General features: G+C 68.1%; 12 protein-coding genes. 10 read left to right on the plus strand and 2 right to left on the minus strand.

From position 1 onward, the window contains the following. Positions 1 to 42 precede the first annotated feature (42 nt). Together asd and AC10QF_RS14145 are read right to left on the minus strand one after the other, a co-directional pair. Positions 43 to 885 (minus strand): archaetidylserine decarboxylase, encoded by an 843-nt coding sequence (gene asd, locus AC10QF_RS14140; RefSeq protein WP_053501139.1) that lies wholly within the window; start codon positions 883 to 885, stop codon positions 43 to 45. Then, on the minus strand, positions 882 to 1,532 hold the full coding sequence (locus tag AC10QF_RS14145; protein WP_494542402.1) for an SCO family protein: 651 nt from the start codon (positions 1,530 to 1,532) through the stop codon (positions 882 to 884). The genes asd and AC10QF_RS14145 overlap by 4 nt, the downstream gene beginning before the upstream one ends. Before the next feature lie 122 nt (positions 1,533 to 1,654). On the opposite strand from AC10QF_RS14145, the gene prmB reads away from it, so the two are divergent. The 10 genes from prmB (at position 1,655) to AC10QF_RS14195 (ending at position 12,714) form a co-directional block, all read left to right on the plus strand. Continuing rightward, positions 1,655 to 2,584: a 50S ribosomal protein L3 N(5)-glutamine methyltransferase gene (gene prmB / locus AC10QF_RS14150; RefSeq protein ID WP_069139585.1), complete on the plus strand. Its 930-nt coding sequence runs from the start codon at positions 1,655 to 1,657 to the stop codon at positions 2,582 to 2,584. Then, the gene (aroC, locus tag AC10QF_RS14155; protein ID WP_494542403.1) at positions 2,581 to 3,684 is read left to right on the plus strand and encodes a chorismate synthase; all 1,104 of its coding nucleotides are present in this window, start codon (positions 2,581 to 2,583) and stop codon (positions 3,682 to 3,684) included. Before prmB ends, aroC begins: the two co-directional genes overlap by 4 nt. Further along, positions 3,677 to 4,714: a 2-hydroxyacid dehydrogenase gene (locus AC10QF_RS14160; protein ID WP_072168507.1), complete on the plus strand. Its 1,038-nt coding sequence runs from the start codon at positions 3,677 to 3,679 to the stop codon at positions 4,712 to 4,714. Before aroC ends, AC10QF_RS14160 begins: the two co-directional genes overlap by 8 nt. 89 nt (positions 4,715 to 4,803) lie before the next feature. After that, on the plus strand, positions 4,804 to 5,832 hold the full coding sequence (locus AC10QF_RS14165) for an aspartate-semialdehyde dehydrogenase (protein ID WP_005417977.1): 1,029 nt from the start codon (positions 4,804 to 4,806) through the stop codon (positions 5,830 to 5,832). Positions 5,833 to 5,976: 144 nt separating this feature from the next. After that, on the plus strand, positions 5,977 to 8,007 hold the full coding sequence (locus tag AC10QF_RS14170) for a FimV/HubP family polar landmark protein (protein ID WP_111178016.1): 2,031 nt from the start codon (positions 5,977 to 5,979) through the stop codon (positions 8,005 to 8,007). 26 nt (positions 8,008 to 8,033) lie between these two features. After that, the gene (locus AC10QF_RS14175; protein ID WP_005417973.1) at positions 8,034 to 8,396 is read left to right on the plus strand and encodes a VOC family protein; all 363 of its coding nucleotides are present in this window, start codon (positions 8,034 to 8,036) and stop codon (positions 8,394 to 8,396) included. 33 nt (positions 8,397 to 8,429) lie between these two features. Beyond that, entirely contained in the window at positions 8,430 to 9,200 is a 771-nt protein-coding gene (truA, locus tag AC10QF_RS14180; RefSeq protein WP_053500246.1) for a tRNA pseudouridine(38-40) synthase TruA, read from the plus strand. Beyond that, the gene (locus AC10QF_RS14185) at positions 9,197 to 9,853 is read left to right on the plus strand and encodes a phosphoribosylanthranilate isomerase (RefSeq protein WP_053500245.1); all 657 of its coding nucleotides are present in this window, start codon (positions 9,197 to 9,199) and stop codon (positions 9,851 to 9,853) included. Before truA ends, AC10QF_RS14185 begins: the two co-directional genes overlap by 4 nt. A 168-nt stretch (positions 9,854 to 10,021) precedes the next feature. Beyond that, positions 10,022 to 10,696: an OB-fold-containig protein gene (locus AC10QF_RS14190; protein WP_065179159.1), complete on the plus strand. Its 675-nt coding sequence runs from the start codon at positions 10,022 to 10,024 to the stop codon at positions 10,694 to 10,696. Then, positions 10,696 to 12,714: a hypothetical protein gene (locus AC10QF_RS14195; RefSeq protein ID WP_069139581.1), complete on the plus strand. Its 2,019-nt coding sequence runs from the start codon at positions 10,696 to 10,698 to the stop codon at positions 12,712 to 12,714. The genes AC10QF_RS14190 and AC10QF_RS14195 overlap by 1 nt, the downstream gene beginning before the upstream one ends. Positions 12,715 to 12,772 lie beyond the last annotated feature (58 nt).

Raw genomic sequence — 12,772 nt, forward strand, 5'->3', positions numbered from 1 at the left:
CGTACCGGTAGTGCCGGCCGCTGGCCGGCATCCCCTTTTTTGTCAGCGCAGCTTTGCCAGGGCCTGGCCCAGCTGCACAGGGCTCTCGGCGCCCAGCTGCGGGGCGAATTCGGCTACGCCCGGCGGCAGCAGCACCACCACGGTCGAGCCGTAATTGAAGCGTGCCATCTCGGCGAACCGCTCCAGCTTGATGCCCTGGCCGCGGTAGTCCTTGCGGGTGATGCGATCGCCGTAGGCCGGGATCTCCTCGCCGCTCCACACGGTTTCCACGCCGGATACCAGCAGCGCGCCGACCATCACGCTGACCATCGGGCCGAAGCTGGTGTCGAAGTGGCAGACCAGGCGCTCGTTGCGGGCGAACAGGCGCGGCACCCCGTTGACGGCCGCAGGACCGACACTGAACAGGCGTCCTGGCACGTGCACGGTTTCACGTAGGGTGCCGGTCCACGGCATGTGCACGCGGTGGTAGTCGCGCGGCGACAGGTACACGGTGGCGTACAGACCGTCGTTGTACGGCTTGGCATCCTCGTCGCTGCCCAGCAGCTCGGCGGCGGTGAACGACTGGCCCTTGGCCTGGAAGATGCGGCCGGCCTCGATCTTCCCCAGCTGGCTGATGCGGCCGTCGGCCGGCATCACCAGGCTGCGCGGATCGGCATCGGCCACGCGCGCGCCCGGCTTCAGCGCACGCGTGAAGAACTGGTTGAAGGTGGCGTAGCTGCGCGGGTCCGGGTTGGCCGCTTCGTCCAGGTTGACGTTGAACTTGCGGGTGACGGTGTCGATCAGCCAGCGCGACACGCGCGGATCGTCCGAGTACGCCAGCGAGCGTGCCATCGAGGACAGCAGGCGATGGGGCAGGGCGTACGTCAGGGCGGTGGTGAGGCTCATGGGGCGGTTTTCTCGGTCAGCTTGTGCAGGTCGCGGGCGATCGCCGGCGCATTGAACGGGGGGCGCACCAGGCCGGCAAGGCGGCCCTGCGGGTCGAGCACGGCCAGGCTGGCCGAATGCTCGACGGTGTAATCCTCGGGGTTCTCGTCGAAATGCTTGCCCGGCACTTTCTGGAACACGAAACCCAGCGAGGTGGCGAAGCGCTCCAGCGAGGGGATATCGGCGGTGGCGGCCAGGGTGTCCTTGTGGAAGCCGTGCACGTACTCGCCCAGGCGGGTGGCGCTGTCGCGGTCCGGGTCGACCGAGATGAACAGCACGCGCGGGCGCAGGCCATCGGGCAGGGCCTCCCACTGGTTCTGCGCGCCGGCCAGCTCGGCCAGGGTGGTCGGGCAGACGTCCGGGCAGAAGGTGAAGCCCAGGAACACCAGGGTCCAGTGGCCCTTCAGTTCGCCCGGGATCAGGCGGGTGCCGTCGGACTGGGCCAGGTTGAAGTCGGGCAGTTCACGCGGCTGCGGGTACAGGGTGATCGCTTCGGTGGCCGGGGCGTTGGCCGGCGGCTTCGGCGCGATCACCTGCTGGGCGGCGAGCAGGCCAAGCCCCGCCGCCAGGGCGATCAGCAGGATGATGCCGGCATTGCGATTGAACATGGGGGCTCCCACGCGAAATGGGCTCCATCATACCGGCTGCGGCCCGATCGTTTCCGCCGCAACGGATGCTGCCGCGGGCGCCAGCCCCTATAATCGGGGGCCACTTTGCCCGCAGTACCGCCATGACCGCTGAAACGGCCGCCGAACTCCACACGATCATCGATCTGATCCGCTACGGCACCAGCCGTTTCAACGAAGCCGGGCTGACCTTCGGGCACAGCTACGACAATGCGCTGGACGAGGCCACCCAACTGGTGCTGCACAGCCTGCACCTGCCGCACGACCTCGGCCCGGCCTACGGCCAGGCACGCCTGCTGCAGGCCGAAAAGCTGCGCGTGCTGGAACTGTTCCAGCGCCGCATCGACGAACGCATCCCCGCTGCCTACCTGACCGGTGAGGCCTGGTTCGCCGGCCTGAGCTTCAAGAGTGACACGCGCGCGCTGGTGCCGCGCTCGCCGATCGCCGAACTGATCGAATGTGGTTTCGAACCGTGGCTGGCCGGCCGCGATGTCAGCCGCGCGCTGGATCTTTGCACCGGTTCGGGCTGCATCGCCATCGCGATGGGCCACTACTACCCGAACTGGGAAGTGGACGGCGTCGACCTGAGTGACGACGCACTGTCGCTGGCCGAGGAGAACAAGGAGCGCCTGCAGGCGCACAACGTCACCCTGATCAAGTCGGACCTGTTCAATGGCCTGACCGGCCGCCACTACGACCTGATCGTCACCAACCCGCCGTACGTCACCAACGACGAGACTGATGCCCTCCCGCAGGAGTATTCCTACGAGCCGGAAATGGGCCTGCGTGCCGGTGACGATGGCCTGGACCTGGTGCTGAAGATCCTGCGCGATGCCCCGCTGCACCTGAGCGAAGACGGTCTGCTGATCTGTGAAGTGGGTGAGTCCGAACAGCATCTGGTCAAGCTGCTGCCGGAAGTCGATTTTTCCTGGATCGAGTTCAAGGTCGGCCAGATGGGCATCTTCGCGGTCGAATGCCGCGAGCTGATCGCCCACAGCGCACGCATCACCGAACTGGCGGCGCAGCGCCCGTGAGCTCCAATTCGTTCGGCAAGCTGTTCACCGTCACCACGTTCGGCGAGTCGCACGGGCCGGCCATCGGCTGCGTGATTGATGGCTGCCCTCCGGGGCTGGCGCTGGACGCGACCGAATTCGCCCACGACCTGCAGCGCCGTGCGACTGGCAAGAGCCGGCACACTTCCGCGCGGCGCGAGGCCGACGAGGTCGAGATCCTGTCCGGCGTATACGAGGGCCTGACCACCGGCACCCCGATCGCGCTGCTGATCCGCAACACCGACCAGCGCAGCAAGGATTACGCCAATATCGGCCAGCAGTTCCGCCCGGGCCATGCTGACTACAGTTACTGGCACAAGTACGGCGTCCGCGATCCGCGTGGCGGTGGCCGTTCCTCGGCACGCGAGACCACCATGCGCGTGGCCGCCGGCGTGGTCGCCAAGAAGTGGCTGGCCGAGCGTTTCGGCGTTACCGTGCGTGGCTACCTGTCGCAGCTGGGCGACATCACCCCGGCCGGTTTCGACTGGTCGGCGGTGGAAGACAATCCGTTCTTCTGGCCGCACGCCGCACAGGTGCCGGAGCTGGAGGCGTACATGGATGCGCTGCGCAAGTCTGGCGACTCGGTCGGTGCGCGCGTGGACGTGGTCGCCGACAACGTGCCGCCGGGCTGGGGCGAGCCGATCTACGGCAAGCTTGACGGCGAACTGGCCGCTGCGCTGATGAGCATCAATGCGGTGAAGGGCGTGGAGATCGGCGACGGATTCGCCAGCGCCGCGCAGAAGGGCACCGAGCACCGTGACCTGCTGACGCCGCAGGGCTTCGCCAGCAACCATGCCGGCGGCATCCTCGGTGGCATCTCCACCGGTCAGCCGGTCGTCGCGTCGATCGCCCTGAAGCCGACGTCCAGCCTGCGCCTGCCGGGCCCGTCGCTGGATACGGCCGGCAACGTGGTCGAGGTGGTCACCACCGGCCGCCACGATCCCTGCGTCGGCATCCGCGCCACGCCCATCGCCGAGGCGATGGTGGCGCTGGTGCTGATGGATCAGGCGCTGCGTCATCGCGCGCAGTGCGGCGATGTCGGCACGATCACCCCGCGCATTCCCGGGCAGATCGATGGCTGACACGCGGCCGACCGTGTGGGTGAGCCAGCCGCTGATCGAGGCGGCCATCGCGCCGCTGCGCGATCGCGTGCAGCTGCGCAGCACCGACACCGTCACCGCCTGGTCGCCGGACCAGATCGCTGCACAGCTGGCCAGCGCCGACGGCGCGATCATCACCCTCAACGAGCGCATCGGTGCGGCGCAGGTGGCCGATGCCACGCAGCTGCAGGTGATCGCCAATGTCGGCGTCGGCTACAACAACCTGGATGTCGACGCGCTCAGCGCGGCCGGCATCCTGGCCAGCAACACGCCGGACGTGTTGACCGAAACCACCGCCGATCTCGGTTTCGCGCTGCTGATGGCAACCGCGCGCCGGATCACCGAGTCCGAGCGCTGGCTGCGTGAAGGGCAGTGGCAGCAGTGGTCGTTCCAGACCATGCTGGGCGCGGATGTCCATGGCAGCACGCTGGGCATCCTTGGCATGGGCCGCATCGGCCAGGGCATCGCCCGCCGCGGCGCGCACGGTTTCGGCATGAAGGTGCTGTACCACAACCGTTCACGGTTGCCGGCCGACACCGAGGCGTCGCTCCGCGCGACCTACGTGGACCTGGATACACTGCTGGCACAGTCCGACCATCTGGTAACGGTGCTGCCCTACACGCCGGCCTCGCATCACATCATCGACGCAGCTGCGCTGGCGAAGATGAAGCCGACGGCAACCCTGGTGAACATCGCCCGCGGCGGCATCGTCGACGAACTGGCGCTGGCCGACGCACTGGCCAACGGCCACCTGGCGGCCGCTGGCCTGGATGTGTACGAGGGCGAGCCGAAGGTGCGCCCGGAGCTGCTGGCGCTGCGCAACGTGGTGCTCACGCCGCATATCGGCAGCGCCTCGCTGGCCACGCGCACGGCGATGGTACAGCTGGCCGTGGATAATCTGGCTGCCGGGCTCGGCCTGGACGGCGGCCCGTCGCGCATGCCGAGCGCGATCAACGCTGACGCGGCGATGGCCGCGCGCGTGATGCTGGGCAAAAAAACCGGGAAACGATAGGGAACCTCCGCGCGCCCCGCTTGAGGAGGTTCCCCGAACCCAGCTGTCGTGCGTGTTTTCCCCCATTCCCGTTTTCGTGAGAGTTCCCCATGAGCAATGCACAGCGCAGTTTCCACGTCGCCGTCGTCGGTGCCACCGGCGCCGTTGGCGAGACCATGTTGTCGATCCTGGCCGAGCGTGATTTCCCGGTCGGCACCCTGAGCGTCCTCGCCTCCGAGCGTTCGGCCGGTGGCGAGATTGAATTCAACGGCCAGAAGGTCAAGGTCCAGGACCTGGCCACCTTCGATCCGACCGGTGTCGAGATCGCGCTGTTCTCGGCTGGCGGCAGCGTGTCCAAGGAATACGCACCGAGGTTCGCCGCCGCCGGTGCGGTGGTGATCGACAACTCCTCGGCCTTCCGTTACGACGATGACGTGCCGCTGGTGGTGTCCGAGGTCAACCCGGAACAGGTCGCCAACCGTCCGCGCGGCATCATCGCCAACCCGAACTGCTCGACCATGCAGATGCTGGTGGCGCTGGCGCCGCTGCACCGCAAGTACGGTATCGAGCGCATCAATGTGTCCACCTACCAGTCGGTGTCCGGCGGTGGCCGCTCGGCGATGGAGGAACTGGGCAAGCAGACCGGCCAGCTGCTCAGCTTCCAGGAGATCGATCCGCAGCGCTTCCCGGTGCAGATCGCCTTCAACCTGATCCCGCACATCGATGACTTCCAGGACAATGGCTTCACCAAGGAAGAGATGAAGCTGATCTGGGAGACCCGCAAGATCCTCGGTGACGACAGCATCCTGGTGAACCCGACCGCGGTGCGCGTGCCGGTGTTCTACGGCCACTCCGAGTCGGTGGCGATCGAGACCCGCGACAAGGTCACCGTCGCTGAAGCGCGCGCGCTGCTGGAGCAGTCGCCGGGCATCGAAGTGGTGGATCGTCACGAGGCCGGTGGTTACCCAACCCCGGTCACCCACGCCTCGGGCACGGACGCGGTCTACGTCGGCCGCATCCGCGAGGACCTGTCGCACCCGCGTGGCCTGAACCTGTGGATCGTGTCGGACAACGTGCGCAAGGGCGCTGCCCTGAACGCCGTGCAGCTGGCCGAGCTGGTCGCCGCCGAACAGCGTTGATCACCGTGGTTGCCTGACCGGTAGTGCCGGCCGCTGGCCGACATTGCCGTGATGGGCATGTGGTGCTGCCGGCCAGTGGCCGGCGCTACCGAAGGTCCCCTCGGTGGGTGCGGACCCCGGTGCGCACGCTTTATAGTGTCGCCCATGAATAAACGGGCCAGGGGCGCAAAGCGCCCGCTTCTCTATCTTTCCACCGCGCTGCTGGCCCTGGCCAGCAGTTCGGCGCTTGCCCTGGGCTTGGGTGACATCCGTGTCCTGTCCAAGCCGGGCCAGCCCCTGCTGGCCGAAATCCCGGTAGTCTCGGCCGATCCATCCGAACTGGAGAACCTGCGCGTCGCGCTGGCCTCTGCGGTCACCTTCGAACGCGTTGGCCTGCAGCGGCCGGCCGGGCTGGTCAGCGAGCTGCAGTTCGAACTGACCCGCAATGCGCAGGGCAGGGCGGTGGTGCGGGTGACCTCGCAGACGCCGGTCGAAACCCCGTCGCTGAGCTTCCTGATCGAGGCCGACTGGGGCCAGGGCCGCCTGGTGCGCGAATACTCGGCACTGGTTGATGCGCCCTCCAGCGCACTGGCGGTGGCCGAACCGGAAATCGTCGCGCCGGCCGGTACCCTCTCCAACACCATCGTCCGTGATGTTGCACCGGCACCGGCCGCTGCGGAGAACGCAAGCGCACCTGCGCCGTCCACTGCGGCAGCGCCGGCACCTGCATCGGCTCGCCCGCGTGCAGGGGCTGCACCCGCTGCCGCGCAGGCAGCCGATGGCAGCGTCATCGTCCAGCGTGGGCAGACCCTGTCGCAGATCGCCAGCGCGGTGGCCCGCGGCAACCAGGTCAGCCGCGACCGCGCGATGATCGCCCTGCTGCGGGCCAACCCGGAGGCCTTCATCCGCGGCAACGTCAACCTGCTCAAGCAAGGCGCCGTACTGCGCATGCCAGACAGCGATGCACTGGCGGCGGTCGATGCCGCCGAGGCCGCAGTGCTGGTGCGCGAGCATGCCGCGCAGTGGCGGCAGGCGCGCACCGTGCCGCAACCGGCGGGTACCGTCGCCCCGGTGGCTGCGGCGGCAACCACGAACGCTTCTTCCCCGGCCGCGGCCAATGGGGCACGACTTGAAATCGCCCCGGCGCTGGCTTCCGACGCCGCGCGCGCGGGCACAACCACCGGCACTGGAGCCGGCAGCGAGGGTGACATGCTGGGCAACGAACAACTGCGCCAGGCACGCGAGGACATCGCGACCCGCGATGCCGAGATTGGCGAGCTGAAGCAGCGCGTCGCCGACCTGGAAAAACTCAAGGAACAGCAGCAGTCGCTGATCGCGATGAAGGACAACGACCTGGCCGCCGCGCAGCAGCGCCTGGCGCAGGTACCGGATACCCGCGATGTGGCAACGCCGTGGTACTGGCTGGGGCTGCCGGTGCTGCTGCTGGCGGCCGGTGCAGCCTGGCTGCTGCGTCGTCGCAAGCCATCGCCGCTGCCGCCGCTGCGCGACGAAGACGATGCCGCCGGTCTGACCGCTGCGGTACCGGCGGGCGCGGCGCTGGATACCCTGGCCGAGCAGTCCTCGTGGTCGTCGGTGGGGCCCGAAGCGGGCCGCCAGGAGCCGGCGATGCCGGCTTGGGCGAGCGAAACCGGGGGGCAGGATGACGTGGCTGCCGAACCGGTCGCCGACGTCGCCGCCCAGGCTGACTGGCAGGCGCAGACGCTGCGCGATGACGAAGTAGTGGAGCTGCCCGAGGCAGTGACCGACCTGCCGCGCTGGGACGAGCCGGTGCCCACGCAGGAGGATGATCCCACGCCGGCCGCCGCAGCGCAGGATGAGCCGCTCGCGCAGGCGGCCCCCGGCGAGGTGGCAGTGCCGGACTACGCGCTGCATGCCGAACAGCAGCCGCAGTTCCGCGGCGTGTTCGACCTGCCGGCCGAGCACCCTGACGGCGAGGCTTCAGGCGCAGCGCCGCACGACGCGCTGGCCGCAGCGCCGCATGAAGACGGTACTGCGGCGCCGGCCGGCGATGCCGGCTGGGCGCCGCGCGCCGGGCAGGAGCGCCTTGAGCTGGCCATCGCCTACCTCGACCTGGGCGATGCCCAGACCGCGCGTACGTTGCTGCAGGAAGTGGCCGAGGGCGGCGACCTGCACTGCCAGGCCCAGGCCCGCGAACTGCTGGCCCGCCTGCCGTGATCGACCCTGCCGACAAGGACCCCGTCATGAGCCGCGAGCGCCGCATCGACTACGTTGAATTCGCTTCCACGGACCCTGCGGCCAGCCGCGCCTTCTTCGAGAAGGCGTTCGGCTGGTCGTTCGTAGACTATGGCAGCGACTACACCGCGTTCGACGACGGCCGCCTGCAGGGCGGCTTCTTCCGCGGCCAGCCGCTGCGGGCCAGCGATGCCGGTGCGCCACTGCTGGTGCTGTACGCTGACCAGCTGGCACCGATCGAAACGGCGGTGCTTGACGCTGGCGGTGAGATCGTGCGGCCGGTGTTTTCCTTCCCCGGCGGCAGCCGTTTCCAGTTCGTCGAGCCCGGTGGCAACGAACTGGCGGTGTGGTCCGAACGCGATCCGGCCTGAGCGCCGCCCCTCCCGCAATATCTGAGGTAGCACATGCGTTACGCGCTTGGCGTCGAGTACGACGGCAGCGATTTCAGGGGCTGGCAGAACCTGGGCGAGGGCGGCCCGAGCGTGCAGGCCAGCCTTGAGCAGGCCCTGTCGTCGGTGGCCGATTCGCCGCTGCAGGTGGTCTGTGCCGGCCGCACCGATGCCGGCGTGCACGGCCAGTGCCAGGTCGTGCATTTCGATACCGACGTGGTGCGCGATCCGCGCGCGTGGATGCTGGGCACTACCACCCGCCTGCCGCGCTCGATCGCAGTGCGCTGGTGCGTGCCGGTGGCCGGGGATTTCCACGCGCGTTTCTCCGCGCGCGCACGCCGCTACCGCTACCGCCTGCTCAACCGCGAAGTGCGGCCCGCGCTGGACCGGCAGACCTTGAGCTGGGAGCGCCGCGCGCTGGACGAGACCCTGATGCATGCCGCCGGGCAGGCCCTGCTCGGTGAGAACGACTTCAGTGCGTTCCGTTCGGTGCAGTGCCAGGCGCTGCACGCCCGGCGTGAGCTGCAGTCACTGCAGGTCAGCCGCCAGGGCGAGGTGATCGAGGTCGCCGTGCAGGGCAATGCATTCCTTCATCACATGGTCCGCAATATCGTCGGATCGCTGATCCTGGTGGGCAGTGGCGAGAAGCCGGTGGAATGGATCGCCGAACTGCTGGCCGGGCGCGATCGCACCGTAGCCGGTCCCACCGCACCGCCGCAGGGCCTGGTGTTCCTTGGGCCCCTGTACCCCGACAACTGGCACCTGCCCGCCGAGGTCACGCTATGAGCCGCTCCTACTACCGCACACGCATCAAGTTCTGTGGCATGACCCGGGCCGGCGATGTCCGCCTGGCCGGTGAGCTGGGCGTGGACGCGGTGGGTTTCATCTTTGCCCGTGAAAGCAGCCGCCGGGTCGCTCCGGCCGAAGCGCGCGCGATGCGCCAGGCGATCGCGCCCATGGTCGACGTGGTGGCGCTGTTCCGCAACAACAGCAAGGAAGAGGTGCGCGAGGTGCTGCGCACGGTACGACCGACCCTGCTGCAGTTCCACGGCGAGGAAGACGAGGGCTTCTGCCGCAGCTTCAACATGCCCTACCTGAAGGCGATCGCCATGGGCGGGCGTGAAGAGATCAACGCCCGCACCCTGCAGCTGCGCTATCCCAGCGCCGCCGGTTTCCTGTTCGACAGCCATGCCCCGGGCGGCGGTGGCGGCACCGGCGTGGCCTTCGACTGGGGCCGGATCCCGACCGGCCTGCATCGCCCGTTCCTGCTCGCCGGCGGCCTGAACCCGGAAAACGTCTACGACGCGGTGCTGGCCACCCTGCCGTGGGGCGTGGATGTCTCCAGCGGCATCGAACTGGAGCCGGGCATCAAGGACGGCTACAGGATGCGTACTTTCGTCGAGGAAGTGCGCCGCGCCGATTGCACGGTTCTTGAGTGATTGTCGTCACTATTTGCCGTGATCTGGACCTGGATTTGAGCCTGCACGCATTCTTCACATAGGATGGTCCCAAGCGCGCCTGCCATGAGGGCCGGCGCGGGGATCGACGGGGCGCGTCCGGCGCGTCCCGAACGGGCGGCCGCCGCCCACAGCCCAGGAAGGCAAGCGATGCAGGAGTTCCTCACCGTCGTGTTCGGTTTCCCGACCCTGCCGTACAGCATCGTGCTGGCGGTGGCGGTGCTGTATTGGGCACTGGCGGCCTTCGGCCTGGTCGACGACGGGTTTGGCGATGCCGGCGCCGATGGGGCGCTGCATGGCGACCCACATGAGCTGCAGGGACTGTCCGCGCTGCTGGCGCGCTGGGGCCTGGGTGGGGTTCCCCTCATGCTTGTGGTGACGCTGCTGGGTTTCTTCGCCTGGATCGTCACCTATTTCGTCCATCTGTTCGTGCTGTTGCCACTGCCGGACCTGCTGCGCTGGGCCATCGGTGCGGTCGTGGCCCTTCTGGCGCCGTTGCCGGCGGTGCCGTTCACCGCGCTGCTGCTGCGCCCCGTCCGCAGGTTCCTGCTGCGCCTGCGCCCGGTGGCGCAGGCCTCGCTGCTGGGGCGTACCGGCGTGGTTGCCTCGCCGAAGGTGGATGCCCGCAGCGGTCACGCCACCTTCGACGATGGCGGCGCCGGACTGGTGCTGCAGGTGCGCAGCGAGATCGAACTGCAGCGCGGCGAGCGCATCGTGCTGGTCGAACACGTGGCTGATCAACACCATTACCGGGTGGTCCGCGCCGACGCGGTCGCCCTCGACTTCCAGGACAACCTGCTTCCGGGCAACAAGGAGAATCACTGATGACGTTGGCAACCATGGCCCCCTTCCTGATCGGCGTAGCCGTGCTGCTGGTCGCACTGCTCGGCCTGGCCGGCCTGTTCAAGGCCTTCTACCGCAAGGTCGACCAGGGCGTGGCCCTGATCGTCAACGACATGAGCTCCACGCCCAAGGTGCACTTCACCGGTGCGCTGATCATCCCGGTGCTGTACCGCGCCGAGCTGATGCGGATCAGCCTGATCACGCTGCAGATCGACCGCCGCGGCAAGGAAGGCCTGATCTGCCGCGACAACATGCGTGCCGATATCGCCGTGGCGTTCTACCTGCGGGTCAACGAGACCCAGGCCGACGTCCTGCGCGTGGCCAAGGCCATCGGTGCCGACCGTGCATCGGACAAGCATGCCGTCGACGAGCTGTTCAACGCCAAGTTCTCCGAAGCGCTGAAGACGGTCGGCAAGAAGTTCGACTTCACCGAACTGTTCGAGAAGCGCCAGGAGTTCCGCGACGAGATCATCGCGGTGATCGGCAATGATCTGAACGGCTACGTCCTTGAGGACGTGGCGATCGACTACCTGGAGCAGACCCCGAAGTCGCTGCTGGACCAGTTCAACATTCTCGATGCGCAGGGCATCCGCAAGATCACCGAATTGACGGCCGCGCAGAACGTGGTGACCAACGAGCTGGAGCAGAACGAGAAGCTCGCCATCACCAAGAAGAACGTGGAAGCGCGCGAAGCGCTGCTGGCCCTGGAACGCCAGCAGGCCGAAGCCGAAGCACGGCAGAAGCGTGAGATCGAGACCATCCGCGCACGCGAGGAGGCCGAGACCGCCAAGGTGCAGGAGGAGCAGCGCCAGTTGGCCGAGAACGCCCGCATCGAAGCGCAGCAGCTGATCGAGATCCGCGACCAGAACCGCCTGCGCGAAGTGGAAGTGGCCGAGCAGAACCGCCAGCGTGCCGTGGCCATCGAGGCCGAGCGCGTGGAGCGCGCACGCCAGCTGGAGCAGGTCACCACCGATCGTGAAGTGCAGCTGCAGGGCGTGGAGCGTGACAAGGTGGTCGAGCAGGGCAAGATGGACGTGGCCAACATCACCCGTGAACGCATCTCCATCGACAAGACCGTGGCGCAGGAAGAGGAGCGCATCAAGGAAGTGCGCGAAGTCTCCGAGGCCGACCGCCAGAAGCAGGTGCTGATCCTGGAAGCCGAGGCCAAGGCGCAGGAAGCGCTGGTGCGCGAAGTCAAGGAAGCGCAGGCGCGCGAGACCGCTTCAAAGCATCGCGCGGTGGAACTGACCACGCTGGCCCAGGCCGAGCATGAAGCGGCCGGTAAGCAGGCCGAAGCCAAGCGCCTGTTGGCCGATGCCCTGCGTGCCGAACAGGCAGCGCCGGGCCTGGCCGAAGCGCAGGTGCGTGAAGCTTCGGCGCTGGCCATCGAGAAGGTCGGCATTGCCGAGGCCCGCGTGATCGAAGCCAAGGCCGAAGCCAGCCTGAAGCAGGGCAGCAACGAAGCCCGCGTGCTGGCCGAGACCCTGCAGGCGCAGGCACAGGGCGAGGAAAAGATGGGCCTGGCCCGTGCCACCGCCACCGAGTCGCTGGGCAATGCCGAAGCCGGCGTGGTGCAGAAGAAGCTGCTGGCCGAGGCCGAGGGCCTGGTGCGCAAGTTCGAAGCCATCGCCTCGCTGAGTGACCAGGCACGTGGCCATGAAGAGTTCCGCATGATGCTGGACAACAGCCTGAAGCAGGCGCTGGCCTCGATCGAAGCCGGCAAGGAAGTCTCGCGCGAGAACGCCAATGTCATCGCCAGCGCGCTGCGCAACGCCGATATCGACCTGGTCGGCGGCGACGGCGGCATGTTCGAGAACCTGGTCAAGGCGGTGTCGCTGGGCAAGTCGATCGAAGGCTTCGCCGGCAAGAGCCCGATCGTGCAGGAGCTGATGCAGCGCTACCTGGGCGTGGCCGTGGCCGAACCGGCGCCGCGCCAGATCGCCGAGGATGCCGAAGCGGTACCGACCGTGTCGGCTACCGTGGTCGACAGCGCCCGTTGATGCATCGGGCGATGGCCGCCGCCATCGCCCGCCCGCGCCGGCCGCAACCGCGGCCGTC

Source organism: Stenotrophomonas maltophilia complex sp. Om-AH-Sm3, assembly GCF_059337855.1.